Raw genomic sequence first — 25,887 nt, 5'->3', positions numbered from 1 at the left:
CGGCGGCGTGGTTGATCCGACTCTCCGTCAGCGCGGCGTCCCGGGCGAGCGGTCGCGCCCGGGCGGGTGTCAGCCCGCCCGGTACGGGAGTTCGATCTCCGCCCAGACCACCTTGCCGTGCTTGGTGGGGCGGCTCCCCCAGCGGTGCGCGAGCTCGCTGATCAGGTGGATGCCGCGGCCGCCCTCGTCCTCCTCGGCGGAGCTGCGCAGCCGGGGCGGCTGGCCGCCGGCGTCGGAGACCTCCAGGGTGAGGGTGCGGTCGCGGAAGATCCGCAGGCGGCGCGGGGCGTCGGCGTGCAGCAGCGCGTTGGTGACGAGTTCGCTGACCACCAGTTCGGCGTAGTCGGTGAGCGCGGACAGGCCCCAGGCGTCCAGGGTGGCGCGGGTGAAGCGGCGGGCGCGGGCGGGCAGCGGGCCCTCGCTGGGCAGCAGCAGGGTGGCGATCCGGTCGGCGGGGACGGGCAGCACCCGGGCCATGATCATGGCGATGTCGTCCTCGGTGCCGTCGGTGACCAGGGCGGAGAGCGCGGCGTCGCAGCTCTCCTCCAGGGTGCGGCCGGGGGTGGCGAGGGTGCGGGCGAGCAGGTCGATGCCCTCGTCGAGGTCGCGGCCGCGGCGTTCGACCAGGCCGTCGGTGTAGAGCGCGAAGGTGGCGCCGGGGGGCAGGGTGAACTCGATCGACTCGAAGGCGCCGCCGCCGACGCCGAGCGGGACGCCGGGCGGCAGGTCCACGACGTGCGAGGTGCCGTCGGGGTCGACCCGCACGGGCGGCAGGTGGCCGGCCGAGCAGATCACCACGGTGCGGTCGACGGGGTCGTACACGGCGCACACGCAGGTCGCGAACTGGCCCTCGCCGATCGCGGAGGCGGTCTCGTCGAGCCGGCCGAGCACCTGCTCGGGCGGCAGGTCCAGGGTGGCCAGGGTGCGGGCGACGGTGCGCAGCTGGCCCATCGTGGCGGCGGCCCGGATGCCGTGGCCCATCACGTCGCCGACCACCAGGGCGACGCGCCCGCAGGAGAGCGGGACGACGTCGAACCAGTCGCCGCCGACCTCGCTGACCACGCTGGAGGGCAGGTAGCGGTGGGCGATCTCCAGGCCCAGGGTGCGGTGGATCTCCTGCGGCAGCAGGCTGCGCTGCAGGGTGAGCGCGGTCTCCCGCTCGCGCCGGTAGAGCCGGGCGTTGTCGATGGCCAGGGCGGTGCGGGCGACGAGCTCCTCGGCGAGCGAGACGTCGGCGGCGCCGAACGGCTCGGGGTTGCGGGTGCGGACGAACTCGGCGCCGCCGAGGACCATGCCGCGGGCGATCAGCGGCACCAGCAGGTAGGAGTGGATGCCGGCGGCGATGCCGGGGGCGACCCGGTCGGGGTCGGGGACCAGGCCGCGCAGCACCTCCTCGTCCACGTGCGGCTTGAGCAGCGGGCGGCCGCTGCGCAGGCACTGGGTGTAGACCCGGTGCGGGCCGTACTCGGTGGTGCCGCCGACGGTGTCGGAGACGTTGGTCAGGCCGGAGCCGTACGCCTCGCCGACCGCGACGGCGCGGACCTGGATGGACCGCTCGGGCTGGATCGGGGCGGGCTCCTCGCCGCGCAGCACCGGTTCCAGCAGGTCGACGGTGGCGAAGTCGGCGAACTTCGGGACGATCGCCTCGACCATCTCCTCGGCGGTGCGCTTGAGGTCGAGCGTGGTGCCGATCCGGGCGCCGGCCGAGGCGAGCAGGGTCAGGCGCTCCTGGGCGCGGGAGGCGCGGGCCTCGGCCTGGAAGCGCTCGGTGACGTCGATGATGGAGGAGGAGACGCCGAGCACCTTGCCGGTGGAGTCCTCCAGCCGGAAGTAGGACGCCGACCAGGCCCGGTCGCGGCGCGGGTCGCCGGGGACGCGGCCGTGCGAGCGGGCGTCGACCACCGGCTTGCCGGTGGCGATCACCTGCCGCATCACGTTCTCTATCTCGTGCGCGTTGATGCCGGGCAGCACGGCGGAGATCCGGCGGCCGAGGTGCTCCTCGGCGCTGAGGCCGTTGATCCGGGCGAGCGCCTCGTTCAGCCGGACGAAGCGCAGCTCGGTGTCGTAGACGGCCAGGCCGATCGGGGACTGGTCGAAGAAGCCGTCCAGGACCGCCAGGTCGGACTCGACCTCGTGCAGCGCCTCGGCGTCGGAGGCGGTGGCCAGCAGCAGGGTGCGGCCGTCGGGGCCGGCGATCGGGTAGGTGTGGAACTCCAGCTCGACGGTGGAGCCGTCGCGGCGGCGCACGGGGTGGGTGCCGGACCAGCCGTGGCCGGCCACCAGGCGGTCGAACAGCTGCTCGGCGGCGGCCCGGTCCTGCTCGGGCAGCAGCAGCCGGACCGGGTGGGCGCCGATCGCCTCCTGGGCGGACCAGCCGGTGAGCGCCTCGGCCTCCTGGCTCCAGTGCAGGATCCGGCCGTCCTGCTGGACCAGCGCGGTGGCCAGCGGGACCAGGCGGTGCCCGGGCAGGCGTGCGGGAGCGGCGCCCGCCGCGTCGCGGTCGGACGTGCGTTCGAAGCCGTGCGTGCTCAGTTGGCCACCTGCCCGGTACCTTCCCCGGTTCCGCCGGTCGTTCCGGCTTCCACCAGACTGCACGGCCCGCCGGGCGCTGGCGACTGGTGGTCGTGCGGGCGGTCGGACCGAATACGTGAGTGTGCTCGATTCGGACCGGTTCGGGCAAGGGTGTGACCCCCAACTGCCGGTCACGGACCGCCCCGGCCGGGTTTCAGCCGGTGAGCGCGGCGTCCAGCAGCCGGGACCACTGGCGGACCACGCCGACCCGGCGCGGCCCGTCGTCGGTGAGCAGGTTGGCCAGGCCCAGGCCGCGGGCCAGGTCGAGGGTGGCCTGGACGCTCTCCCGGACGCCGGTGGCGCACTCGTCCGCGCCCAGGCACTCGACGACCACCCGGTGCGCCTCCCGGCCCACCTGGTCCTCCAGGCTGACGATGCGTTCGCGCAGCCGGCGTTCGGTGGCGGCGGCCGTCCACAGGTGCAGCCCGGCGCGGAACAGCGGGCCGGTGTGCAGGCTGACGATCATCTCCACCACCGCCTCGGTGCGGGCCGGGCCGGGCGGCGGCAGCTGCTCGGCCCGGGCCAGCACGGCGGCCAGGCGTTCGGCGGCGACGTGCTCGACGGCGGCGGTGAACAGGTCCTCGCGGGTGCGGAAGTGGTGCTGGGCCGCGCCCCGGGTGACCCCGGCCCGCTCGGCGACCACCAGCACCGTCGACCCGTTCCAGCCGACCTCGGCCAGGCACTCCACCGCCGCTTCCAGCAGCCGTCGGCGGGTGGCCCGGCTGCGGTCCTGCCGGGGCGTGCGGGCGGCGGGGGCGCTGGTCGTCATCGGCGGCTCCGGGTCGGCGCGGCGGGTCCCCGGACGGGGGTGGGCCCGGGTGTCCCGCATCCTATGCACCCCCGCCGGGGCGGTGTCCCGGCTTCGCCGCCCGGGCCCGCAGTTCGCGGCGCAGGATCTTGCCGGTGGCGGACTTCGGCACCGCGTCCAGGAACTCCACCTCGCGGACCTTCTTGTAGGGGGCGACCCGGCGGGCCACGTACTCGACCACCTCCTGCTCGGCCAGGTCGCAGCCGAACGCGGGCACCACGTACGCCTTGGGGTGCTCGGCGCCGTGGGCGTCGGTGACGCCGACCACGGCGGCGTCGGTGATCCGCGGGTGGGTGAGCAGCAGCGCCTCCAGCTCGGCCGGGGCGACCTGGTAGCCCTTGTACTTGATCAGCTCCTTCACCCGGTCGACCACGAACAGCCAGCCGTCGACGTCGACGCGGCCGACGTCGCCGGTGTGCAGCCAGCCGTCCGGGTCGACGGCGGCCGCGGTCTCGGCCGCCCTGCCGAGGTAGCCCTTCATCACCTGCGGGCCGCGGAACAGCAGTTCGCCGTCCTCGCCGGGGCCGAGGTCGCGGGGCGGCCCGTCGAGGGCGCGGATCCGCAGCTCGGTGCCGGGGGCGAGCCGGCCGACGGTGCCGACCGGGGGGTGCGGTTCGCCGGGCGGGACGAGGTGGGTGACCGGGGAGAGCTCGGTCATGCCGTAGCCCTGCAGCAGGTGCGGCAGGCCCAGTCGGCGGGCCGCGGCGGCGGCCAGGTCGGCGTCCAGCGGGGCGGCGGCGCTCAGCACGTAGCGGACGGAGGACAGGTCGAAGCGGTCGACCAGCGGGTGCTTGGCCAGGGCGAGGACGATCGGCGGGGCCACGTACAGCGCCTCGATGCGGTGGCGCTGGACGGCGGTCAGGAACTGCTCCAGGTCGAAGCGGGGCAGCACCACCACGGTGGAGCGGGCCCGCAGCGGGCGGTTGAGCACCGCGGCCAGGCCGTAGACGTGGAAGAACGGCAGCACCGCCAGGACGCGTTCGCCGGGGCGCGGGCCGAGCAGGGCGTCGGTCTGGGCGAGGTTGGTGGAGACCGAGCGGTGGGTGAGCATCACGCCCTTGGGCAGGCCGGTCGTCCCGCTGGAGTACGGCAGCACGGCCAGGTCGGTGGCCGGGTCGAGGTGCGGCTCGGGCTCGGGGGCGGAGCAGGCGGCCAGGTCGGCGAGCGTGCGGGGGGCGCGGGCCGTCCGGTCCGTCGCGCTTGCCGTGCTCGGCGCGTCGCAGAGGAAGACACCGGCGACCGGGTGTTCGGCGGCGGCCAGCCGGGCGACGGGCAGCAGTGCGGCGGTGGTGATGATCCAGCGGGCGCCGCAGTCGCGCAGCCGGCCGGCGAACTCGGCCGGGGTGGCGAGCGGGTTGACCGGGGTGACCGTCGCCCCGGTGCGGGTCACCCCGAAGAACGCCAGCGGGTAGGCCAGCGAGTTCGGGCTGTGCAGCGCCACCACGTCGCCCTTGGCCACCCCGGCCTCGGCCAGGCCGGCGGCGAGGCGGCGACTGTCCGCGTCCAGCTCCCGGTAGCTGACGCTGCGCCCGGTCAGCCCGTCCACCAGGGCCGGGCGTTCGGCGTGCTCGCCGCTCGCGCAGCCGCCCAGGACGGCCTCGTGGACCGGCAGGTCCAGCGGGGCGACGGGCGGGTAGTCGCTGTGGAACACCATGCGGGCCTCCGGGCGGCTCGGCGGTCGCGGCCCGCGGGGTGCGGACGCGGTGCAAGCGTGCCGGGGGGCGGAGGGCGCCACCAGGGCGCGTGACGGGCTTACCGGCGTACGGGACGGATCTCCTGGCGGGTGACCAGGTCGAGCAGGCGGGCGTGCGTGTCGGCGTCGGCCGCGGCGATCAGGCCGCCGGCGCCGCTGTGCACCGGCGCGCCGCGCAGGTCGGTGACGGTGCAGCCGGCGGCCTCGCAGAGCGCGATGCCCGCCGCGAAGTGGACGCTGTCGGCCAGCAGGCCGTCCGTCAGGTACCCGGCGCGGCGACCCGCCGCGACCCAGGCCACCGCGAGCGTGGTGGACACCACCCGGGGGCGGAAGGCCGACTCGAAGCCGGGGTCGGTGAGCAGGCGCGCGACCCGCAGGGCGGGGGCGTTCGGGTAGGGCGGGTCGAGGTTGAGGTCGACCAGCCGGGAGTCGGCGGACGGCACGAGCGGGGTGTCGCGGCCGTCGCGGCGCAGCCGGGCGGCGGTGCCGTCGGTCCAGTACGTCTCGCCGGTGTACGGGTCCGCGGCGGCCGCGGCGGTCGTCCGGCCGTGCTCGCGCAGGGCGACGTTGACGGCCACCAGGTGGGTGCCCACCGCGAAGTTGAGCGTCCCGCACAGCGGGTCCACCAGCCAGCGGCGGGCGGCGTCGGCCGGGCCGGTGCGGCCGCTCTCCTCCCCCGTGAACGCGTCGCCGGGCCGGGCCTCCCGGCGGAGCAGGCCGAGCACGGCCCGCTCGGCCTCGATGTCCACGGCGGTCGCGAAGTCGCCGCCGCCCTTGTCCTCCCGGGCGACGCCCTCCCAGGCCCGGCCGCGGACCACCCGCGCCCCGAGTTCGGCGGCCCGGCGGGCGAGGTCGGCGTCGGCCGCGGGGCCGGATGCGGGGTCGGTCGTCGGGTCGGTCGTCGGGTCGGCCGTCGGGTCGGCCGTCGGGTCGGTCACGGGGCGGGGGCCTTTCGGTGGGTGGAACGGGGGTTGGCGCGGCAGGACCGGGACGTCGTGATCGGCGCACCCGGTTGACTGTCTATCACCGACTTTCCGGCCGGTGGAAGCGGTTGTTCGGGGCGGAACGCGGGAGCGGGGCGGGCGGCGGGGTGGTCGGCGCGTCGGCCATGTCCGTTCGGCGGGTGGGTCGTTGGGCTGGGCGTGGGGAAGAGACCGCCGTGGTTGGTGTCGGATGAGTTGTGGGAGCGGATCGAGCCGCTGTTGCCGGTGCGGCGGCAGGGGTTGGGGCGGCCGTCGGTGAAGGACCGGGGCTGTCTGCAGGGGATCCTGTTCGTGCTGCACACCGGCATCCAGTGGGAGTGGCTGCCGCAGGAGCTGGGGTTCGGGTCGGGCATGACGTGCTGGCGCCGACTGCGGGACTGGCAGGAGGCCGGGGTGTGGGACCGGCTGCAACGGGTGCTGCTGGACGAGGCGTACCGGGCGGACGGGTTGGACTGGTCCCGGACGGTGATCGACGACTCGCGGCAGCGGAGCCGGGGCGGCGGGTGACCGCGGTTCCGGCGGCGGGAACCGGCGGCGGCCCTGCTGACGGCCCGTCGGGGCGTGCCGGTGCGGTGGGTTCCGGTGCGGTGGGTTCCGGCGCTTTCCCGGCCGAGGAACTCGCTTAGGTCCAATCGGAGTTGACCGCCTCGGGGGCGTACCGGACAGAGCGTCGGTTCCCGTCCCGGCGCCGGTCCGGGCCGGGCGCGACCGGGGTGTTCGGCGGTCACCCCGACCGCGTGGTTGTCGGTGAGGTGCGGCATGCTCCACGCATGCTTCACGCGATGACCGAGCGCGGACTGTCGATGCGCGACCCCGGGGCGGCGGCCCTGAGCCGGCTGGTGGCGAACATGCAGCGCGGCGACTCCCACCTGATCGTCGAACGGTTCGGCGCGGGCGAACCGGCCGGCGACTGGTACGTGCAGGTGCGCCTGCGGGAGAACGGCGTCTACGAGCTGGAGTACCGGGACGGCGTGCCCGCCGAGCACTACCGGACCCTGACCGTCTCCCCCGCCAAGGTGGTGAGCGCCCTGGTCGGCTGGTCGGAGGGGCGGGCGGCGTGGCGGGCGGGGTTCGACTGGACCAACATCGGCCACTGGTTCGCCGACGGCCCGGACGCTCCGCTCGTCCCGGACGGTCGGGGCGACCGGCCCGGACCGGGCGGGTCCCGCGCGGGCGCCCCCGGCGGCTACAGCGACTACGGCAGCTACGGCGGTTCCGGCGAGTAGGCCCGGGCGTCCGCTCAGAGCAGCCAGAGGCCGAAGCCCGCGACCAGGATGCCGGAGGCGATCAGCAGCGGGCCGAGCAGGTGGTCGCGGGGGCGGTCGGTGCCGGGGCGGATCCGGATCGTGGAGGCCAGGCCGAGGCCGGAGAGCAGCACGCCCAGCGGGGTCAGGACCGCCCACAGGGCGGATGCGGCGACGTGGCCGGAGATCATCGGGCCGTCGGCCGGCCGGCGGATCGGGCGCGCGCGCCGGGCGCTGACGGAGCGTGGGGTGCGGCCATGATGCGGGTCCTCCTGCTGGGTTCCGCACGACGCTACCGGGGGGCGGAACAAGACTCCGCCACGGATTGGCAAAGCCTTCACCGCGCCCCTTCGACCGGTCCGGAACGGCGCCGGCTGACGGCCCGTCAGGTTCACTCGGGCGGCCCACCAGCGCGGACGCGCCTACCGTTCGATTCACAGCGAACACCCAGGGACTTCCTGGTATCCGTTCAGAATCCGCAGGACGACCCTCCGGCGGTGCGGAACAGGCCGGGCGGCGCCCGGAACGGGCCCCCTCCCGGGCCCCGCCCCGACCCCCCGCGCGGGCGCTCGCGCGGGGGCTCACGCGCTCACCCGGACGGCGCGCGGTGGCCATCGCGCGCCGCCCCGGGCCGGGATGCGGAAGGGCCCCGGCCCGGCACCACCTTGCCGGACCGGGGCCGGGGCCCACGGGCGTGGGGAGCGCCGGTCGTCAGCCGACCGGGACGGTCGGTTCGACGGCCGGCTCGACGGCCGCCTCCTTCACGGCCCGGGCCGCAGCTCGGCGGGCGACGATGCGGTTGACCAGGGCGACCATCGCCCAGGCGAAGGCCCAGCCGACCAGGATGTCGATGATGAAGTGCTCGGCGCCGTAGACCAGCGTGAACGCCATCGCCAGGGGGTAGGCGGCGAGCAGGACGCGCAGCTTGCGGCCGGCCAGCGGCCAGAAGAACAGCGCGATCACCATCGGGTAGGCGGCGTGCAGCGAGGGCATCGCGGCGACGTCGTTGGCGAACTTGCTGCCGTTCTCGAAGATGGTGCCCGCCCGGGGCAGGCCGCTGTCGTTGAGCACGGTGTTGACCACCCGGTCGACGGTCGGCATGTGGTGCTCCAGACCGGCCAGCCACGGCGGGTCGGCGGGGTAGAGCACGTAGGTGGCGAAGCCGATCGCGGTCATCGCGAGGTAGCAGCCGAGGAAATGCCGGAAGCGGGCGTGGTCGCGCTTCCAGAGCACGGCGAGGATCACGAACACCGCGAAGAAGTGCGACATGTAGACGGTGACGGCGGCGTAGTCGTACCACTGCGGGTTGCCGGGGTGGTAGAGCCAGTCCTGCAGCCGGACGGTCCAGGTCTCGCCGAAGCCGAGCACCTCGTCGAAGGCGATCTGCGGGGCGTAGTGCGGGGGCCACGGCGTGTGCGCCCCGTAGCCGCGCAGCAGGGAGTAGACCCAGACCACGGCCATCACCGGGATCCAGTCCCGCAGCACGTACAGCCAGCCCCGGCGGCCGCCGCTGTGCACGGACGCCGCGATCAGGGCGGCCATCAGCCACAGGAAGACGACGTCGTTGGCGTACGGCAGGCCGTAGACCGAGAGGTAGTACCAGAACGCCAGGACGAACAGCGGCCAGGCGAGGTGTCGGAGTTTCAGCCGGGACAGCAGGTGGAGCGCCAGGGAGCGTGACCGGGCTGCCAGGTGGGACGAGTCGATCATGCGTCACGAAGCTAGCAACGGCGGCTTGGAGATTCCTCATGCCGCGCGCCGGGCTTCCCAGCGATTTCCCAGGGGACACACGGACGGGTGGCGGAAACGGCCGATCGGACTAATGCTCGACATTAATAATGCCGAGTATTAATGTGGAGACATGGCGAGCAAGTCAACGGGTGCACGGAGCACCCCAGCGGGCGAAGGGCCCGACGACGGACCGGCCGGTGGCGGGTCCACCCGGGCGCGGCTGATCCGCTCCGCCGAGCGGCTGTTCGCGGCGCAGGGCGTGCACGGCGCGCAGCTGCGCGAGGTGGTCCGGCAGGCCGGGCAGGCGAACCCGTCCGCGGTGCAGTACCACTTCGGTTCGCGCGAGGGCCTGCTGGACGCGGTGATGGCCGAGCGCCAGCAGCGCACCGAGCGGGCGCTCGCCGAACGGATGCCGCGGCCCGAGGGCCGCTCGCTGGGCGAGCTGCTCGGGGCGCTGGTCGACGCGGAGGCCACCGAGCTGCGCACCGAGCGCGGCCGGGACTGCCTGCGGATCTCCACCCAGGTCAGCCACCGCAGCGGCATCCGGGAGCGGCGCCCGCACGCCGGGCTCGCGGGCACCCTGTACTGGCGGCTGATCCTGGAGCTGGAGGCGCCGCTGGTCCCGCTGGCCCCCGAGCCGGTCCGGCTGGAGCGGATCGACCTGGCGCTGACCCTGATCGGGGCCGCGCTGGCCGAACGCGCCCGGCAGCACGCCGAGGGCGAGCCCACCCTGAGCGGGGACGGCGCCTACCTCGCCGACCTCGTCTCCGTCTGCACCGGTCTGCTGACCGCACCGGTGCCCTGAACGCCCTGCCCGGCGCGGAATCCCGCGGACCCGGCGGCGGCAGCGGTGGAGCAGCAGAGCGGTGCAGCAGTGGAGCGGTGGAGCGGTACGACCGCACGGCTGCACGCCTGCACAGCTGCGGAGCAGTACAGCGCAGTACGGCAAGGAAGCACGGTGCCCACGAGGCACGCAGAGCACGAGGAGCAAGTCATGAGCGAGCTGTCCGGCAAGACCGTCATCATCACCGGCGGGGCCCGGGGCCTGGGCGCGGAGACCGCGAAGCAGGCGGTCGCGGCGGGGGCGAACGTCCTGGTCACCGACGTCCTGGACGAGGACGGCGCGGCCACCGCCGCCGAGTTGGGCGAGCGGGCCCGCTACCGCCACCACGACGTCGGCTCGGAGCAGGACTGGGCGGACGTGGTGGCGTACGCGCAGGCCGAGTTCGGGGCGGTGCACGGGCTGGTGAACAACGCGGGCATCTCCACCGGCAGCTTCCTGATCGACGAGTCGGTGGAGCACTTCCGCAAGGTGCTCGACGTCAACCTGACCGGCGTGTTCATCGGCATGAAGACGGTCGTCCCGGCGCTGCGGGCGGCGGGCGGCGGCTCGGTGGTGAACATCTCCTCGGCGGCCGGCCTGATGGGCCTGGCGCTGACCGCGGGCTACGGCGCGTCCAAGTGGGGCGTGCGCGGCCTGACCAAGATCGGCGCGGTGGAACTGGGCGTGGACCGGATCCGGGTGAACTCCGTCCACCCGGGCATGACCTACACCCCGATGACCGCGTCCACCGGCATCCAGCGCGGCGAGGGCAACTACCCCAACACCCCGATGGGCCGGGTCGGCGAGGCCCCCGAGATCGCCGCGGCCACCGTCTTCCTGCTCTCCGACGCGGCCTCCTACATCACCGGCGCCGAGCTGGCGGTGGACGGCGGCTGGACCACCGGCCCGACCGTCCGGTACGTGATGGGCCAGTGATCCGGGACGGCCGGCCCCGAGGGCGTCGTAGCCGGGGCCGGCCGGGCGGGGGGTGGGAGTCAGGGTGCGGCGGTCTCGATGCGCTCGACGATGAGCTCGCACAGTTCGTGGGTGCGCAGGGCGTCGGTGGCGTCGAGCGTCTTGCCGGCCCGGAGGGCGTCGAGGAAGTGCAGGACGACCTGTTCGATGCCGCGCTGGCGGGCGACCGGGACCCAGTCGCCGCGGCGGCGGACGGTGGGCTGGCCGCGGTGGTCGATGATCTCGGCGAGGTTGTGGACCTCGCGCTTGGAGTCGGCGCCGGAGACCTCGAGGATCTCCTCGGTCGAGCCGGAGACCCGGTTCATGATGCCGAGGGCGGTGAAGCCGCGTCCGGCCAGGGTGAGGACGAGGTGCTCGACCAGGCCGTCGCGGACGCGGGAGCGGACGTCGACGTGCTCGATCTCGCCCGGGACGAGGAAGCGCAGGCTGTCCACGACGTGGATGAAGTCGTCGTAGACCAGGGTGCGGGCGCGTTCGGGCAGGCCTTCGCGGTGCTTCTGCAGGACGATCAGGTCGCGCGGGCGCTCGGCGGCGAGCAGGTAGCCGGGGGCGTGGCGGCGGTTGAAGCCGACCAGCAGGGAGCGGCCGGTGTGCTCGGCGAGGGCGACCAGGCGGCGGGCGCCGTCGAGGTCGTAGGCGAGCGGCTTGTCCACGTACACGTCGACGCCGCGGGTGAGCAGTTCCTCGACGATCGGGACGTGCTGGTCGGTGGCGGCGTGGACGAACGCGGCGCGGATGCCGGAGTCGATCAGCTCACCCAGGTCGGTGGTGCGGAACGGGAGGCGGTGGGCGTCGCCGATCCGGTCGAGCTTGGCCCGGTCGCGGGTCATCAGGCGCAGGTCGATGCCGGGCTGGGCGGTGAGGACCGGCAGGTAGGCCTTCTGCGCGATGTCGCCGAGGCCGATGACGCCGATCGGGATCGGGGTCGTGCTGCGGCCGGTCTCGTGATCGCTCATCGGGCACTCCTGCGAGGGTGGGTGGTGGTCGTCCCTGACCACCCGGCAGCATATGCCAGGACGGGTGCTGAGCAGTCAGAACGCCCACGGATCGGCCGATTCGCGCCGGTGCGGGACCCGGTCGGTTCGGCGCCGCCCGGAGGGCCGCCACGATCGGCGACGGCGTTCGGGGCGGCTTGATTGACGGTACATCACCAACTATTCCCGCTGGTCGATCGGGCGCACCCGAACCGGGGCGGGCGCGGCGCGCAGGGCGGCGGCGATCCGGGCGGCCGGGGCGGGGCTCCGGGGCGCGCGGATGGACACCGCGTCGCATCCGGCCAGGACGGCCGCCCGGCGGCGCTCCCCCGCACTGCGGCGGAACCGCGAATGCCGCCCGGGCCGGGTCGGGTCGGGTCGGGTCGGGTCGAGCAGGAGGGGGACGGCCCGGCCGGGGCGTCCGCGCCCGAGGGCCTGGCCGCCCCGGCCTTGGGCACCGCCTTGTTGACGACCGTCGGCCCCGGGCGGGGCCGTCAGTCGGTACCGGGTTCGGGCACGGGCCCGGGCACGGGCCTGCCGAGTATTCGGCGGAAGTCGGCCGCCGCTTCCTCGAAGCGGCCCGCGTAGCCGCCCTGGGCGAGGCACAGCACGAAGGCCACGGCGTCGTCCGGGTGCGGGTCGGCGTACGGCTGTCCGTTGTAGTCGAGGAACAGCAGCATCGACTCGAAGGCGGTGCGCTTGTTCCGGTCCGTCATGGGGTGGTTGCGGGCGAGGGACTCGCCGAACGCGACCGCCTTGGCCCAGACGTCCGGGTAGGCGTCCGCCCCGAAGGCCGAAGCCCGCGGGCGGCCGAGTGCGGACTGTAGCAGCGGGCGCTCGCGCACCAGGTCGGGGCCGCCCAGCAGGTACTCGACGTCCTCCTCGTCCAGGTGGTCCGTGATGTGCCCGCTCACAGTTCGGCCAGCCTCTCCAGCGTCTCGGCGTTCGCCGCCCGGATCCGGGCGACCAGGGCGGCCCGCCGCTCCGCGCGCGACCGCGCCGGGCGGTCGGCGACCTCCGGCTCCTGCTCCTGCTGCTCCACCGTGGTGCCTCCTCCCGCCCTGGTTCGGTTCGTGAGCGGAAAGTAGCAGCTGACGCCCGGTGCAGTCGATCGATTATTCGATGGGGGAAGGTTCCTGAAGAACCGTCAGGACGTCCGACGGAAAACCGGTGGAGCCCGGTGGGGCCGCGCTGCCATGATCGCGCGATGGGAATGCTCGACGCGGTGGCGGCCCGGGTGTCCGCCGGGGCCTCGGTGGAGTTCCGGCCGACGGGGTCGTCGATGGTGCCGCTGATCCGCAGCCGACAGCTGGTGCGGGTCGCCCCGGTGGACCCGGAGCGGCTGGCGGTGGGCGACATCGTGCTGGCCCGTGTCGCCGGGACGGTCCACCTGCACCTGGTGTCGGCGCTGGAGCCGGCCCGGCGGCGGGTGCAGATCAGCAACAACCGGGGCCGGGTCAACGGCTGGACGGGCCACGACCGGGTGTTCGGCATCTGCGCGGCGGTGGACGGGGTGGACCGGCCCGGCGCGGCCGGGAAGACCCGGGGCGGGTGAGGGCTCAGAGCGGCAGGTCGACGGCCAGCGGGCGGTGGTCGGAGAGCGGCAGGCGCAGCAGGTGGTGGGCGGTGCGGGGGTGGGTGCGGGGCAGTCCGGCGGCGAGGATGTGGCCGAGCTGGCACCGGGGCCGGTGCGCGGGAAAGGTCCGGGCCCGGGCCGGGTCGCGCCATCCGCCGGGAGGCCGGGAGGCCGCCGGAAGAGCACGGTGGATCAGGCCGGACGGGAGGTCAGGCCGGGTGGTCGAGGTGTTCGGCGGCCCGGGCCAGGGCGGTCAGGACGGGGCTGATCAGCGGGTGGAGTTCGGCGCCGGCCCGGGTCGCGGCGAAGACACGGCGGGTGGCCAGTGGGCTGTCGACGGGGCGGACGGCGACGACGGCGAGTTCGGTGCCGCGCAGGGCCGAGCGCGGGACGAGGGCGACGCCGGCGCCGGCCGAGGCGAGGGCGGTGACGGCGCGGAAGTCGTCGGAGGAGTGCACCAGGCGGGGCTGGAAGCCGGCGTGTTCGCAGGCGAGCAGGACGACGTCGTGGCAGGGGTTGCCGGGGTAGGGGCCGATCCAGGGTTCGGCGGCGAGGTCGGCGACGGCGACGGGGCCGGCCCCGGCGGCCAGCGGGTGGTGCAGCGGGAGGACGGCGTCGAAGGGCTCGGCGTACAGCGGCAGCCGGGTGAGGCGGCGGTCGTCGGGGCGCGGGGCGCCGCGGTACTCGACGGCGACGGCGAGGTCGGCGCGTCCGTCGAGCAGCATCGGCAGGCTGGCGTCGCCCTCCGCGTCGAGGACCCGCACCCGCAGGTCGGGGGCGGTGTCGGCGAGGGCGGTGATGGCGGGGGCGAGGACGAGGGCGATGCCGGTGGCGAAGGCCGCGACGGTGACCTCGCCGGCGGCGCCGGAGTCGTAGGCGGCGAGGTCGGCCTCGGCGCGTTCGAGCTGGGCGAGGACGGCGTCGGCGTGGGTGAGCAGGATCTCGCCCGCGGCGGTGAGCCGGACGCCGCGGCCGGCCCGGACCAGCAGGGTGTGGCCGGTCTCCTGTTCGAGGGCGGCGAGCTGCTGGGAGACCGCGGAGGGGGTGAGGTAGAGCGCGGCCGCCGCGGCGGTCACGGTCCGGTGGTCGGCCACGGCCCGGAGGGTCCGCAGCCGTCGTGCGTCGATCACGGGTCAATTCTGCCAGCGCGGCGGGGCCGGTCGGGACGCCGGGTGGCCGGTGGCGCGGCTGGGGCCGGTGCGGCACGGGTGGCGGGGCGCCCGCGGACCATTCGGCGGGGGAACGGGCGGCGCAGGGAACCGAGAACGGGCGGCGCGGGGAGCCGGGAACGGCTCCCCGCGCCGGGCGGGCCGCCCGTGGAGGGGGGTCGGGGCGGCCCGTGGGGTGGGTGCGGTTGAGGGTGCCCGCACCTGGTCGGGTCGGGTCAGGCGTCCAGCGCCGCGCGGGCGTCGACGAACGCGGCGACGGCGCGCTCGACGTCCTCGGTGCTGTGCGCGGCGGAGAGCTGGACCCGGATCCGGGCGGCGCCGTGCGGCACCACCGGGTAGGAGAAGCCGATCACGTAGACGCCGCGCTCCAGCAGCAGTTCGGCGAGGCGGCCGGCCCGGGCGGCGTCGCCGATCATGACGGGGGCGATGGCGTGCTCGCCGGGCAGGATCTCGAACCCGGCCTCGGTCATCTTCGTCCGGAACAGCTCGGTGTTGGCGCGCAGCCGGTCGCGCAGGTCGTCGCCGGTCTCCAGCAGGTCCAGCACGGTGAGCGAGGCGGCGGCGATCACCGGGGCGAGCGAGTTGGAGAACAGGTAGGGGCGCGAGCGCTGGCGCAGCAGGGCGACGATCTCGCGGCGGGCGGCGACGTAGCCGCCGGAGGCGCCGCCGAGGGCCTTGCCGAGGGTGCCGGTGATGATGTCGACGCGGTCGGTGACGCCGTGCAGTTCGGGGGTGCCGCGGCCGGTGGGGCCGACGAAGCCGACGGCGTGCGAGTCGTCGACCATGACCATGGCGTCGTAGCGGTCGGCGAGGTCGCAGATCTCGCGCAGCGGGGCGATGTAGCCGTCCATGGAGAACACGCCGTCGGTGACGATGAGCCGGCGGCGGGCGTCCTGGGTGTCCTGGAGCTGCTTCTCCAGGTCGGCGAGGTCGCGGTTGGCGTAGCGGTGGCGGCGGGCCTTGCACAGGCGGATGCCGTCGATGATGGAGGCGTGGTTGAGGGCGTCGGAGATGACGGCATCGCGCTCGTCGAGCAGGGTCTCGAAGACGCCGCCGTTGGCGTCGAAGCAGGAGGAGTACAGGATGGTGTCCTCCTGGCCGAGGAACTGGGACAGGCGCTGCTCCAGTTCCTTGTGCACGTCCTGGGTGCCGCAGATGAAGCGGACGGAGGCCATGCCGTAGCCCCAGCGGTCCAGGGCGTCCTTGGCGGCGGCGACCACGGCGGGGTGGTCGGCGAGGCCGAGGTAGTTGTTGGCGCAGAAGTTGAGCACCTGGCCGCCGTTGCCGGAGGTGACGGTGATCTCGGCGGACTGCGGGGTGCCGATGACGCGTTCCGGCTTGAACAGGCCGGCTTCGCGGATCTCGGCGAGGGTGGCGGCGAGGTCGTCGCGGACGTTCTCGAACACGGTGGTGTCGCTCCTAACGGCAGGTACGGCGGTCGTGTGCGCGGTGCGGGTCACGCGGTAACGGGTCACACGGTGCGGATCACGCGGTACGGATCACGCGGTGCGGGTCACAGCGTCGTCCAGTCGAGGATGACCTTGCCGCAGTTGCCGCCGGCGGCCTCGTCGAAGGCGGCTTCGAAGTCCCGGGCGGCGTGCCGGCCGGTGATCACCGGGGTGAGGTCGAGGCCGCCCTCCAGCAGCACGGACATCGCGTACCAGGTCTCGAACATCTCGCGGCCGTAGATGCCCTTGATGGTGATCATCGAGGTGACCACGCGGGCCCAGTCGATCGGGAAGTCGTCGGCGGGCAGGCCGAGCATGGCGATCTTCCCGCCGTGCGTCATGTTGGCGATCATCGACTGCATCGCCTCGGGCCGACCGGACATCTCCAGGCCGACGTCGAAGCCCTCGCGCAGGCCGAGCTGGTGCTGGCCGTCCTCGATGGTGTGCTGCGAGACGTCGAGGGCGAGGGTGACGCCGAGCTCGCGGGCGAGGTCGAGGCGGTACGGGGAGACGTCGGTGATCATGACGTTGCGGGCGCCGGCGTGCTTGGCGACGGCGGCGGCCATGATGCCGATCGGTCCGGCGCCGGTGACCAGGACGTCCTCGCCGACCAGCGGGAAGGACAGCGCGGTGTGCACGGCGTTGCCGAACGGGTCGAAGATCGCGGCGACGTCGAGGTCGACGGGGACGCGGTGCACCCAGACGTTGGAGGCGGGCAGCGCGACGTACTCGGCGAACGCGCCGTCCCGGTTGACGCCCAGGCCGATGGTGTTGCGGCACAGGTGGCGGCGCCCGGCCAGGCAGTTGCGGCACTTGCCGCAGACCAGGTGGCCCTCGCCGCTGACCAGGTCGCCGACGGCGACGTCGGTGACGGCGGCGCCGACCGCGGCGACCTCGCCGACGAACTCGTGGCCGATGGTCATCGGGGTCTTGACGGTCTGCTGGGCCCAGTTGTCCCACTTGCGGATGTGCAGGTCGGTGCCGCAGATGCCGGTGCGCAGGACCTTGATCAGGACGTCGCCGGGGCCGATCTCCGGTTCCGGGACGTCGGTCATCCAGAGTCCGGGTTCGGCGTTCAGCTTGACGAGTGCCTTCACGGCGAGCGCTCCTGACGCGGGTTCGGCGGGTCTGCGGTCGGCAGGCCCCGGGGCGGGCCTCGCGGGTCGCAGGCCCGGTGGGGCGGCCCGGCGTGCGGCGGTCGCCGACCGGGCAGGGTGAAATCTGCCTGGTCGCGGCGGGTGCGGTCCATCGAGGAATTCTTAACGGGTGCCACAGCTGGGCTGAACGATCGTGCCCGAGCTGGGCCCGGGGTCCCGCTCCGGCGTGCCGCAAGACACCCGGACGGAGCAGCGGCGGGGGCTCACGGACGGCGCCGGAGCGGCTCGCGGGTGACTCGCGGGCGGCTCGCGGGCGGGCCTGACGGCGGGTCACCCGGGCGTCCGCGCCTTGACCTAGCCTTGACATAACCAATTGGTCCAGTCCATTTTGTTGTGCGCGCTCCCTACGCACCTCCGCCCCCATCCCCCACTGGAGGTACCCGTGCACGCCCCCAACCGCCGCGCCACCGCGGTCGGCGCGGCCGCGCTGCTGCTGGCCACGGCCGCAGTCGCCGCCGTCCCGAGCAGCGCGAGCGCCGCGAACATCCTGACCAACCCCGGTTTCGAGACCGGCAGCCTGAGCGGCTGGACCTGCTCCGGCGGCCTCGGCTCCGTGGTCTCCACCCCCGTCCACGGCGGCAGCAAGGCGCTGGCCGGCGCGGCGAGCGCCTCGGACAACGCCAAGTGCGTCCAGACCGTCGCGGTGCAGCCCAACACCACGTACTCGCTGTCGAGTTGGGTGCGCGGCAACTACGTGTACCTCGGCGTCACCGGCGGCACCTCGACCTGGACGCCGTCCGCGTCCGACTGGAAGCAGCTGACGGTGAGCTTCACCACCGGCGCTTCGCAGACCACCGCCGAGGTGTACCTGAACGGCTGGTTCGGCCAGGGCACGTACTACGCGGACGACATCAGCCTGGACGGCCCCGGCGGCGGCACGCCGGACACCCAGGCGCCGACCGCGCCGACCGGTCTGACGGCCACCGCGACCGCGGCCACCCAGGTCTCGCTGTCCTGGGGCGCCTCCACCGACAACGTCGCCGTCACCGGCTACGACGTCTACCGCAACGGCACGCTGGTCACCACCGTGACCGGCACCAGCGCGACCGTCACCGGCCTGACCGCCTCGACCGCCTACACCTTCACCGTCAAGGCGCACGACGCGGCGGGCAACGCCTCCGCCGCCTCCAACTCGCTCGCGGTGACCACGCCCGCGGGCGGCGACCAGCAGGCGCCGACCGCGCCGACCGGTCTGACGGCCACCGCGACCGCGGCCACCCAGGTCTCGCTGTCCTGGGGCGCCTCCACCGACAACGTCGGCGTCACCGCGTACGACGTCTACCGCAACGGCACGCTGGCGGCCAGCGTCACCGGCACCACGGCGACCGTCACCGGCCTGACCGCCTCGACCGCCTACACCTTCACCGTCAAGGCCCGGGACGCGGCGGGCAACGCCTCCGCCGCCTCCAACTCCCTCGCGGTGACCACCCCGCCGACCACCACCCCGAGCGGCTTCAAGCAGGCCGCGCCGTACCTGTACAACGGCTGGGGCAACCCGCCGTCCCCGACCACCGTGATGAACGCGACCGGCATCAAGTGGTTCACCCTCGCCTTCGTGCTGGCGCAGAACGGCTGCAACCCGACCTGGGACAGCCAGCGCCCGCTGCTGAACGGCGTGGACCAGCAGACCATCAACGCGGTGCGCGCCGCGGGCGGCGACGTCGTCCCGTCCTTCGGCGGCTGGTCGGGCAACAAGCTCGGCCCGAACTGCGCCGACGCGACCGCGCTGGCCGGCGCCTACCAGAAGGTGATCGACGCCTACAACCTGAAGGCGATCGACATCGACATCGAGAACACCGACGAGTTCGAGAACTACACCGTCCAGGACCGCATCCTGAACGCGCTGAAGATCGTCAAGCAGAAGAACCCGGGCATCAAGACGATCGTCACCTTCGGCACCGCCACCAGCGGCCCGACCGCGGACGGCAACCGCCTGATCGAGCAGTCCAAGGCGCTCGGCGCGGACATCGACGTCTTCACCATCATGCCGTTCGACTTCGGCAACGCGTCGACCGACATGTACGCCGCCACCATCAGCGCGGCGAACGGCCTGAAGAACAAGCTCAAGTCGGTCTACGGCTGGGACGACGCCACCGCGTACGCGCACCTGGGCATCTCCGGCATGAACGGCCTCAGCGACAACAACGAGACCACCACCGTGGCCAACTGGACCGCGATCCGCGACTGGGCCAACACCAACCACATCGCCCGCCTGGCGTTCTGGTCGGTCAACCGCGACCGCGGCTGCGCGGGCGGCGGCTTGCAGGAGACCTGCTCCGGCATCGCCCAGTCCGACTGGCAGTTCACCTCCATCACGGCCGGCTTCACCGGCTGACGCGCCACCACTCCCCGACGGCCCCGGTCTCACCCCACGGAGACCGGGGCCGTCCCCGTGCTCGGACGCTCGGACGCTCGGACGCGCGAGGTGGGCGGACGCGCGAGGTGGGCGAGGTGCTCGGTGTTCGGGGTTCGGGGTTCGGGGCTCAGGCGAAGGCCCGGGTGTAGTCGGGGAGTTCGACGGCGGAGGCCTTGGCCGCCTGGGCTTCCATGATGCGGCGCAGGGGCCGGCGGGTCATCCAGCGCATGGAGGCGGCGCGCAGGGCGATCATCGGGGCGCTGTTGGGGGCGAAGCCGCGCATGCCGCCGGGCGGGAGTTGCTGGGCCTGGGCGGCGTAGGGGCGCATGCGGTGCTGGTAGGCGGCGTAGGCGGTGGTGAAGTCGCCGCGGGCGGTGGCGAGTTCGCCGGCCAGGAGGTGGGCGCCGACCAGGGCGAGGCTGGTGCCGAGGCCGGTGAGGGGGGTGGGGCAGCAGGCGGCGTCGCCGATCAGGGCGGTGCGGCCGCGGGTGTAGCCGTCGAGGCGGACCTGGCCGAGGTGCTCGAAGTAGAAGTCCTCGGCGTCGGCCATCGCGGCGAGCAGCCGGTCGGTCTCCCAGCCGGCCCCGGCGAACTTCTCGGTGATCAGGCGCTGCTGGGCCGCCCGGTCGCGGCGGTCGTGGGCGATCGGGGCGGAGCGGAAGCCGAAGGCGACCTTGGTCTCGCCGGGCAGCCGGCCGGGGCGGGCCATCACGACCCGGCCGCCGGGGGCGTTGTACATCAGGAACCAGTCGTCGAGCGCGAGGTCGAGGCGGGCAGTGAACCAGGCGGTGTAGCCGCCGAGCGGGACGAAGTGGTCGCGCTCCGGGCCGAAGGCGAGGCGGCGGGTGGTGGAGTGCAGGCCATCGGCGCCGACCACCAGGTCGAACCGGCGGGGCGGGGCGTTCTCGAAGACGGCGTGGACGCCGTCGGCGTCCTCGTGCAGGGCGGTGAGGGTGTCGTCGAAGAGGTACTCGACGTCGTCGGCGGTGGCCTCGTACAGCAGGCCGGCCAGGTCGCCGCGGAGGATCTCCAGGTCGGAGACGATGCCCTCGCCGCCGAAGAGCTCGGTGGGCATCCGGGCGGTGTGCCGGCCCCGCCGGTCGACCAGGGCGATGCCGCGCTGGTCGACGGCGAGCTCGCCGGCCCGGCCCAGCAGGCCCATCCGTTCGATGACGGTGCGTCCGGCGCCGCGCAGGTCGACGGTCTGGCCGCCGGGCCGGGGGGCGGGGGCGCGTTCCACCACCACCGGGCGGAATCCGGCCCTGCGTAGCCAGTACGCCACGGCGGGGCCGGCGATGCCGCCGCCCGAGACGAGGATGTCGAGATTGGTCGTCGCGTTCTTCATGACACCGAACGTACGCCGTACGCACTGCACTAGGCAATGCGTTTCGGAGGGATTTCGAGATTGCTGCACTAGTGCACTAGTGCGCCCGTCCAGGTGCCGGAGGGTGGTGGCGGGAGCGCTCCGGCAGCTAGCATGGTGCCCACTGGTGCACTAGTGCGGAGGTGGGCGGGTGGACCGCTACGAGCAGATCGCGGCCGAACTGCGGGGGCGGATCGAGCGCGGCGAGCTGCGCCCGGGCGACCGGGTGCCCTCCACCCGGGAGATCACCCGGCGGTGGAACGTCGCGATGGCCACCGCGACCAAGGTGCTGACGGAGCTGCGCGGCCGGGGCCTGGTGCGGGCCGTCCCGGGCGTCGGCACGGTGGTCGCCGGGAGCCCCGCGCCCTCCCCCGAGCCCGGTCGGGCACCGCGCGCGGCCGGGCGGCAGGTGCCCCGGCGGCCCGCGCCGGAGGGCGTGCTGACCGCGGAGCGGATCGTCGCCGCGGCGGTCGCGGTGGCCGATGCCGAGGGGCTGGAGGCGCTGTCGATGCGCCGGGTCGCCGCCGAACTGGACGTGGCCACCATGTCGCTGTACCGGCACGTCCCGGACAAGGACGGCCTGGTCGACCTGATGATGGACCGGGTCTTCGCCGAGGTCTCGCTCTCCGCCGCGGACGCCGGGCTCGACTGGCGGGCCCGGCTGGAGCTGGCCGCCCGCCTGTTCTGGGGCCTGTTCCGGGCGCACCCCTGGCTGGCGTCCGCGATCTCGGTGACCCGCCCCCAGCCGCTGCCCAGCGCGCTGCCGCTCGGCGAATGGATGCTCGCCGCCCTGGCCGGGGCGGGCCTGGACCTGCAGAGCGTGCTCACCGCGTACCTGACGCTGTTCAACTACGTCCGGGGCACCGCGCTCAACCTGGAGATGGAGGCCGCCGCGGAGGCCGCCAGCGGGCACGACGCCGAGGAGTGGATGGACCGGCAGGAGGGCGTCTTCATGGAGCTGGTCGCCGACCACCCGACCTTCCTGCGGGTCACCCGGGAGGGCTACGACTTCGACCTCGACCGGCTCTTCGAGTTCGGCCTGCAACGGCTGCTGGACGGGCTGGCGGTGCTGGTCGGGCAGGCGGCAGAGGCCGGGGAAGCGGCGCAGGCAGGTCGGGCGGTACAGGCCGGGGAAGCGGCGCAGGCCACGGAAGCGGCGCAGGCCGGTCAGGACAGCAGTTCGCCCAGGTCGTAGGAGACCGGCTCCTCCAGCTGCGCGTAGGTGCAGCTCTCCGGCGTGCGGTCGGGCCGCCAGCGCTTGAACTGCGTGGTGTGCCGGAACCGGGTGCCCTCCATGTGGTCGTAGCCGACCTCGGCCACCCGCTCGGGGCGCAGCGGCACCCAGGAGAGGTCCTTCTTCCCGGTCCAGCGGCTGATCGCGCCGGGCAGCCGGCTGCTCGCCTGGGCCCGCTCGTCCTCCCAGTGCGCCCACGGGTGGTCGCCCAGCCGTTCCGGGTCCAGGCGCAGCGGGGCGAGTTCGGCGGCGAGTTCGGCCCGGCGGGCCATCGGGAAGGAGGCGCTGACGCCGACGTGCTGGAGGGTGCCGTCGGTGTCGTACAGGCCGAGCAGCAGCGAGCCGACCACCGGCCCCGACGTGTGCTCGCGGTAGCCGGCCACCACGCAGTCGGCGGTGCGGACGTGCTTGATCTTGAACAGGGTGCGTTCGCCGGGCCGGTAGGGGGCGTCGAGCGGTTTGGCGACCACGCCGTCCAGCCCGGCGCCCTCGAAGCGGGCGAACCAGCCGCGGGCGGTGTCCAGGTCGGTGGTGGCGGGGGCGAGGTGGACGGGCGGGGCGGCGTCGGCCAGCAGGCGGGCGAGTGCGGCGCGGCGCTCGGCCAGCGGGCGGCCGGTCAGGTCCGCGTCGTCCAGGGCGAGCAGGTCGAAGGCGACCATGCTGGCGGGGGTGCGCTCGGCCAGGGTGCGGACCCGGGAGGCGGCGGGGTGGATGCGTTCCAGCAGCTCCTCGAAGTGCAGCCGTCCGTCGTGCGCGACGACGATCTCGGTGTCGACGACGCAGCGCTCGGGCAGCCGCTCCCGGACCGCCCCGACCAGCTCGGGGAAGTACCTGGTGAGCGGTTTGCCGGTGCGGGAGCCGAGTTCGACCTCGTCGCCGTCGCGGAACACGATCGCCCGGAAACCGTCCCACTTGGCCTCGTACTGCATGCCGGGCGGGATCGTGGTGACGGGCTTGGCCAGCATCGGGGACACCGGGGGCATCACGGGCAGCTGCATGCCTCCGATGGTCGCCCGGCGGAACGGGCGGGGGCGGTGTGTCGGGCCGCCCGGCGTGTCGGAGGGTCCTGACGTGTCGGAGGGGCTTGGCGCATCGGAGGGGCTTGGCGCGTCGGGGGGTCCGGCGTGTCGGAGGGGCCGGGAGCCGGAGCGGGCTGCCTAGCGTGGGGCCATGGCTGGAGCAGCGGTGGAACTGGAGGTCGGCGGCCGGACGGTGCGGCTGTCGAACCCGAGCAAGGTCTACTACCCGGAGCCCGGGTACACGAAGCGGGACGTCGCCGAGTACTACCTGGCGGTCGCGCCCGGGGTGCTGCGCGGGCTGCGCGAGCGGCCGACCACGCTGCAGCGCTTCCCGGACGGCGTGGACGGCGAGTTCTTCTACCAGAAGCGCGCCCCGAAGAACCTGCCGGACTGGCTGCCGACCGCGCGGGTCGCCTTCCCGTCCGGCCGCACCGCCGACGAGGTCTGCCCGACCGAGGAGGCCGCCGTGCTGTGGGCGGCGAACCTGGGCTGCCTGACCTTCCACCCGTGGCCGGTGCGCCGCGCGGACACCGAGCACCCGGACGAGCTGCGCATCGACCTCGACCCGCAGCCCGGCACCGACTTCGCCGACGCCGCCCGGGCGGCGCTGCAACTGCGGCCGCTGCTGGCGGAGTTCGGGCTGACCGGCTGGCCCAAGACGTCCGGCGGCCGGGGCCTGCACGTGTACGTGCCGATCGAGCCGCGCTGGACGTTCACCGAGTGCCGGTACGCCGTGATCGCGCTCGGCCGCGAACTGGAGCACCGCTCGGGCGGTGAGGTCACCACCGCCTGGTGGAAGGAGGAGCGCGGCGCGCGGATCTTCGTCGACTACAACCAGATGGCCCGCGACCGCACCATCGCCTCCCCGTACTCGCTGCGCCGCCGCCCGCAGGCCACCGCCTCCGCGCCGCTGCGCTGGGAGGAGCTGGAGCGGGTCTCCCCCGCCGACTTCACGCTGCGCACGCTGCCCGGTCGGTTCGCCGACCTCGGCGACGTGCACGCCGGGATGGACGACGAACGGGCTTCGCTGGAGCGGGTGTTGGAGCTGTACGCGCACCAGGGCGCGGGCGACCTGCCCTACCCGCCGGACTTCCCGAAGATGCCGGGCGAGCCGTCCCGGGTGCAGCCGAGCCGGGCCCGGAAGCGGGACTGACGGCCGTCCCCGGGGGACGGGACGGGAGAGCGGCGGGGGTGGCGGGCGGGCGGAAAAACCGTGGAACCCCGTCCGCGCCGTCCGTAGCATGCGCGGGTCGGCCCGCCCCGGTCCCGGGGTCCGTACCTGTCGGGGAGTCAGGATGTCCGTTCCGCGTGCCCTGTTGCCGCGTTCCGCCCCGGCGGCGGCCGGTGTCTCGTCCCGGGCGGTCGGTGCGCTGCTGGACCGCCTGGCGGCGCCTTCCGTCGAGTGCCACTCGCTGATGGTGGTGCACCGGGGGCAGGTCGTCGCCGAGGGCTGGTGGGCGCCGTACTCGGCCGAACGGCCGCAGCTGCTCTACTCGTTGACGAAGTCGTTCACCTCGGTCGCGGTGGGCCTGGCGGTCGCCGACGGGCTGCTGTCGCCGGAGGACCGGGTGGTGGACGTGCTGCCCGAGCACGTGCCGGCCGACGCCTCCGAGCAGGCCCGCCGGCTGACCGTCCACCACCTGCTGACGATGACCACCGGGCATCCCGCGGACGGCCTCACCGAGGCGTGGGAGCGCGAGCCGGACGACCTGGTGCGGGGCTTCCTGGGCCTGCCGTTCACCGTCCCCGAGGGGACGCGGCACGTCTACGACAACGCGACCACCTTCCTGCTGGCCAGGATGGTGGAGCGGGTCACCGGGCGCGGCCTGCCGGAGTTCCTCGACGAGCGGCTGTTCGGCCCGATGGGCGTCGACCACGCCGAGTGGGACCGGGTCGGCAGCGGCGCCGCGTTCGGGTTCCACGGGCTGCACCTGACCACCGAGGCGGTGGCCGCCTTCGGCGAGCTGCTGCTGCGCGGCGGCCGCCGGGGCGACCGGCAGCTCGTCCCGCGCGCCTGGGTCGAACTCGCGACGCGTCGGCACGTCGCCTCCGAGTCGTTCATCAGCGGCGCGAAGGATGCGGACTTCTCCTGCGGCTACGGCTACCAGTTCTGGATGTCCCGGCACGGGTACCACGGCAACGGCGCCTTCGGGCAGCAGTGCGTGGTGCTCCCCTCGCACGACCTGGTGGTGGCCGTCACCGCGCAGGGCGACTCCCAGCCGGTGTTCGACGCCCTGTGGGAGTGCCTGCTGCCCGGCATCGGCCGGCCGGACGGCCCTGCGGACGACGCGGCGCTGGCCGCCCGGCTGCGGGGGCTGTCGCTGCCGCCGGTGCCGGGCACCGCCGGGCCGGGGCGCCCGGTCCGCGCGGTGCTCGACGCCTCGCCCGAGGGATCGGCGCTGCCGGACGGGACGGCGGTGTCCGTCGACCCGGCCGACGGCGGGTGGGTCGTCCGCCTCGGCCCGCTCCCGGAGGTCCCGGTCGGGCACGGCACCTGGCGGGAGAGCGCCCCGCTGGGCCGCCCGGTCCTCGCGGTCGGTGCCTGGCAGGACGGCGGTTTCGTCGCCGACCTGTACCTGGCCACCACGCCGCACCGCGTCCGGCTGACCGTGGACGCCACCGCGGCGACGGCGACGGCGGTGTGGAGCACCGTACCGCTGACCGGCCCCCGGCTGGAGCTGCACCTGCGCTCACCGCTGATGACCCGGCCGGACGTCGCGTAGCACGGAGGCGGCCCGACAGCGAGAGGCCGCGAGAGCAGGA

General features: G+C 74.4%; 22 protein-coding genes and 1 pseudogene. 9 read left to right on the top strand and 14 right to left on the bottom strand.

All coding sequences use genetic code 11. From position 1 onward, the window contains the following. Positions 1 to 69 precede the first annotated feature (69 nt). The 4 genes from HUT16_RS34225 to HUT16_RS34210 all read right to left on the bottom strand — a co-directional run bounded on the left by HUT16_RS34225 (position 70) and on the right by HUT16_RS34210 (position 6,010). A complete protein-coding gene (locus HUT16_RS34225; protein WP_176191884.1) occupies positions 70 to 2,595 on the bottom strand; it encodes a SpoIIE family protein phosphatase in 2,526 nt (841 codons plus the stop codon). A gap of 130 nt (positions 2,596 to 2,725) precedes the next feature. Beyond that, on the bottom strand, positions 2,726 to 3,340 hold the full coding sequence (locus HUT16_RS34220; RefSeq protein ID WP_176191883.1) for a TetR/AcrR family transcriptional regulator: 615 nt from the start codon (positions 3,338 to 3,340) through the stop codon (positions 2,726 to 2,728). A gap of 61 nt (positions 3,341 to 3,401) precedes the next feature. Beyond that, positions 3,402 to 5,033 (bottom strand): AMP-binding protein, encoded by a 1,632-nt coding sequence (locus tag HUT16_RS34215; protein WP_176191882.1) that lies wholly within the window; start codon positions 5,031 to 5,033, stop codon positions 3,402 to 3,404. Between the two features lie 98 nt (positions 5,034 to 5,131). Further along, positions 5,132 to 6,010, bottom strand: coding sequence for an inositol monophosphatase family protein (locus tag HUT16_RS34210; protein WP_176191881.1), 879 nt, complete (start codon positions 6,008 to 6,010; stop codon positions 5,132 to 5,134). A gap of 204 nt (positions 6,011 to 6,214) precedes the next feature. Here HUT16_RS34210 and HUT16_RS34205 point away from each other — a divergent pair. Both HUT16_RS34205 and HUT16_RS34200 read left to right on the top strand, forming a co-directional pair. Further along, positions 6,215 to 6,484, top strand: a pseudogene (locus HUT16_RS34205) (transposase); the annotation flags it as partial. A 353-nt stretch (positions 6,485 to 6,837) separates the two neighbouring features. Continuing rightward, the gene (locus HUT16_RS34200; protein WP_176191879.1) at positions 6,838 to 7,281 is read left to right on the top strand and encodes a hypothetical protein; all 444 of its coding nucleotides are present in this window, start codon (positions 6,838 to 6,840) and stop codon (positions 7,279 to 7,281) included. 14 nt (positions 7,282 to 7,295) lie between these two features. Here the strand turns inward: HUT16_RS34200 and HUT16_RS34195 are convergent, their stop codons facing one another. Then, positions 7,296 to 7,490, bottom strand: coding sequence for a hypothetical protein (locus HUT16_RS34195; protein WP_176191878.1), 195 nt, complete (start codon positions 7,488 to 7,490; stop codon positions 7,296 to 7,298). Between the two features lie 520 nt (positions 7,491 to 8,010). After that, the gene (locus tag HUT16_RS34190; protein ID WP_176191877.1) at positions 8,011 to 9,009 is read right to left on the bottom strand and encodes a phosphatase PAP2 family protein; all 999 of its coding nucleotides are present in this window, start codon (positions 9,007 to 9,009) and stop codon (positions 8,011 to 8,013) included. 151 nt (positions 9,010 to 9,160) lie between these two features. On the opposite strand from HUT16_RS34190, the gene HUT16_RS34185 reads away from it, so the two are divergent. Together HUT16_RS34185 and HUT16_RS34180 are read left to right on the top strand one after the other, a co-directional pair. Beyond that, positions 9,161 to 9,835 (top strand): TetR/AcrR family transcriptional regulator, encoded by a 675-nt coding sequence (locus HUT16_RS34185; protein ID WP_176191876.1) that lies wholly within the window; start codon positions 9,161 to 9,163, stop codon positions 9,833 to 9,835. 189 nt (positions 9,836 to 10,024) lie between these two features. Beyond that, positions 10,025 to 10,789: a glucose 1-dehydrogenase gene (locus tag HUT16_RS34180; protein WP_176191875.1), complete on the top strand. Its 765-nt coding sequence runs from the start codon at positions 10,025 to 10,027 to the stop codon at positions 10,787 to 10,789. A 59-nt stretch (positions 10,790 to 10,848) separates the two neighbouring features. On the opposite strand, the gene HUT16_RS34175 is transcribed toward HUT16_RS34180, so the two are convergent. The 3 genes from HUT16_RS34175 to HUT16_RS39520 form a co-directional block, all read right to left on the bottom strand. Continuing rightward, entirely contained in the window at positions 10,849 to 11,748 is a 900-nt protein-coding gene (locus tag HUT16_RS34175) for a Gfo/Idh/MocA family protein (protein ID WP_303392151.1), read from the bottom strand. Between the two features lie 548 nt (positions 11,749 to 12,296). Further along, positions 12,297 to 12,716 carry a type II toxin-antitoxin system death-on-curing family toxin gene (locus HUT16_RS34170; RefSeq protein ID WP_254898127.1) on the bottom strand — a complete coding sequence of 140 codons (420 nt, stop codon included), beginning with the start codon at positions 12,714 to 12,716 and terminating at the stop codon, positions 12,297 to 12,299. After that, positions 12,713 to 12,844 carry a hypothetical protein gene (locus tag HUT16_RS39520; RefSeq protein ID WP_303392120.1) on the bottom strand — a complete coding sequence of 44 codons (132 nt, stop codon included), beginning with the start codon at positions 12,842 to 12,844 and terminating at the stop codon, positions 12,713 to 12,715. The genes HUT16_RS34170 and HUT16_RS39520 overlap by 4 nt, the downstream gene beginning before the upstream one ends. Positions 12,845 to 13,009: 165 nt before the next feature. On the opposite strand from HUT16_RS39520, the gene HUT16_RS34165 reads away from it, so the two are divergent. Next, positions 13,010 to 13,357 carry a S26 family signal peptidase gene (locus tag HUT16_RS34165; protein WP_176191873.1) on the top strand — a complete coding sequence of 116 codons (348 nt, stop codon included), beginning with the start codon at positions 13,010 to 13,012 and terminating at the stop codon, positions 13,355 to 13,357. A gap of 230 nt (positions 13,358 to 13,587) precedes the next feature. Here HUT16_RS34165 and HUT16_RS34160 read toward each other — a convergent pair whose 3' ends face one another. The 3 genes from HUT16_RS34160 to tdh all read right to left on the bottom strand — a co-directional run bounded on the left by HUT16_RS34160 (position 13,588) and on the right by tdh (position 17,092). Beyond that, complete coding sequence (locus tag HUT16_RS34160; protein WP_176191872.1) at positions 13,588 to 14,508, bottom strand: LysR family transcriptional regulator; 921 nt, start codon at positions 14,506 to 14,508, stop codon at positions 13,588 to 13,590. A 254-nt stretch (positions 14,509 to 14,762) separates the two neighbouring features. Continuing rightward, positions 14,763 to 15,953, bottom strand: a complete 1,191-nt coding sequence (locus tag HUT16_RS34155) for a glycine C-acetyltransferase (RefSeq protein ID WP_176191871.1) — start codon at positions 15,951 to 15,953, stop codon at positions 14,763 to 14,765. A 107-nt stretch (positions 15,954 to 16,060) separates the two neighbouring features. After that, the gene (gene tdh, locus HUT16_RS34150) at positions 16,061 to 17,092 is read right to left on the bottom strand and encodes an L-threonine 3-dehydrogenase (RefSeq protein ID WP_176191870.1); all 1,032 of its coding nucleotides are present in this window, start codon (positions 17,090 to 17,092) and stop codon (positions 16,061 to 16,063) included. A 442-nt stretch (positions 17,093 to 17,534) separates the two neighbouring features. Between tdh and HUT16_RS34145 the strand changes: the two genes are divergently transcribed. Continuing rightward, entirely contained in the window at positions 17,535 to 19,487 is a 1,953-nt protein-coding gene (locus HUT16_RS34145; protein WP_176191869.1) for a fibronectin type III domain-containing protein, read from the top strand. A 148-nt stretch (positions 19,488 to 19,635) separates the two neighbouring features. Here HUT16_RS34145 and HUT16_RS34140 read toward each other — a convergent pair whose 3' ends face one another. Next, positions 19,636 to 20,853, bottom strand: coding sequence for an FAD-dependent monooxygenase (locus tag HUT16_RS34140; RefSeq protein WP_176191868.1), 1,218 nt, complete (start codon positions 20,851 to 20,853; stop codon positions 19,636 to 19,638). A gap of 169 nt (positions 20,854 to 21,022) precedes the next feature. Here HUT16_RS34140 and HUT16_RS34135 point away from each other — a divergent pair, with 169 nt between their 5' ends. Then, positions 21,023 to 22,066, top strand: a complete 1,044-nt coding sequence (locus HUT16_RS34135; protein WP_176191867.1) for a TetR/AcrR family transcriptional regulator — start codon at positions 21,023 to 21,025, stop codon at positions 22,064 to 22,066. Here HUT16_RS34135 and HUT16_RS34130 read toward each other — a convergent pair. Further along, positions 22,039 to 23,103, bottom strand: a complete 1,065-nt coding sequence (locus tag HUT16_RS34130; protein ID WP_176191866.1) for an ATP-dependent DNA ligase — start codon at positions 23,101 to 23,103, stop codon at positions 22,039 to 22,041. The two genes, HUT16_RS34135 and HUT16_RS34130, sit on opposite strands and share 28 nt — an antisense overlap. Before the next feature lie 172 nt (positions 23,104 to 23,275). On the opposite strand from HUT16_RS34130, the gene ligD reads away from it, so the two are divergent. Beyond that, entirely contained in the window at positions 23,276 to 24,277 is a 1,002-nt protein-coding gene (ligD, locus tag HUT16_RS34125) for a non-homologous end-joining DNA ligase (protein WP_176191865.1), read from the top strand. 142 nt (positions 24,278 to 24,419) lie between these two features. Then, positions 24,420 to 25,847, top strand: a complete 1,428-nt coding sequence (locus HUT16_RS34120) for a serine hydrolase (RefSeq protein WP_176191864.1) — start codon at positions 24,420 to 24,422, stop codon at positions 25,845 to 25,847. The last annotated feature ends 40 nt before the right edge of the window (positions 25,848 to 25,887 follow it).

Origin of the sequence: Kitasatospora sp. NA04385 (assembly GCF_013364235.1) — a bacterium.
Taxonomy (GTDB): Bacteria; Actinomycetota; Actinomycetes; order Streptomycetales; family Streptomycetaceae; genus Kitasatospora.
Note: the sequence above shows the minus strand (reverse complement) of the source record. Positions and strands in the feature narration are given on the sequence as shown.

What these genes read in the sequence shown, in the direction of transcription:
- HUT16_RS34220 (WP_176191883.1), bottom strand. Translation starts at nt 3,340, where the DNA reads ATGACGACCAGCGCCCCCGCCGCCCGCACGCCCCGGCAGGACCGCAGC.
- HUT16_RS34215 (WP_176191882.1), bottom strand. Translation starts at nt 5,033, where the DNA reads ATGGTGTTCCACAGCGACTACCCGCCCGTCGCCCCGCTGGACCTGCCG.
- HUT16_RS34200 (WP_176191879.1), top strand. Translation starts at nt 6,838, where the DNA reads ATGACCGAGCGCGGACTGTCGATGCGCGACCCCGGGGCGGCGGCCCTG.
- HUT16_RS34195 (WP_176191878.1), bottom strand. Translation starts at nt 7,490, where the DNA reads ATGATCTCCGGCCACGTCGCCGCATCCGCCCTGTGGGCGGTCCTGACC.
- HUT16_RS34190 (WP_176191877.1), bottom strand. Translation starts at nt 9,009, where the DNA reads ATGATCGACTCGTCCCACCTGGCAGCCCGGTCACGCTCCCTGGCGCTC.
- HUT16_RS34185 (WP_176191876.1), top strand. Translation starts at nt 9,161, where the DNA reads ATGGCGAGCAAGTCAACGGGTGCACGGAGCACCCCAGCGGGCGAAGGG.
- HUT16_RS34180 (WP_176191875.1), top strand. Translation starts at nt 10,025, where the DNA reads ATGAGCGAGCTGTCCGGCAAGACCGTCATCATCACCGGCGGGGCCCGG.
- HUT16_RS34165 (WP_176191873.1), top strand. Translation starts at nt 13,010, where the DNA reads ATGGGAATGCTCGACGCGGTGGCGGCCCGGGTGTCCGCCGGGGCCTCG.
- HUT16_RS34140 (WP_176191868.1), bottom strand. Translation starts at nt 20,853, where the DNA reads ATGAAGAACGCGACGACCAATCTCGACATCCTCGTCTCGGGCGGCGGC.
- HUT16_RS34130 (WP_176191866.1), bottom strand. Translation starts at nt 23,103, where the DNA reads ATGCAGCTGCCCGTGATGCCCCCGGTGTCCCCGATGCTGGCCAAGCCC.
- ligD (WP_176191865.1), top strand. Translation starts at nt 23,276, where the DNA reads ATGGCTGGAGCAGCGGTGGAACTGGAGGTCGGCGGCCGGACGGTGCGG.
- HUT16_RS34120 (WP_176191864.1), top strand. Translation starts at nt 24,420, where the DNA reads ATGTCCGTTCCGCGTGCCCTGTTGCCGCGTTCCGCCCCGGCGGCGGCC.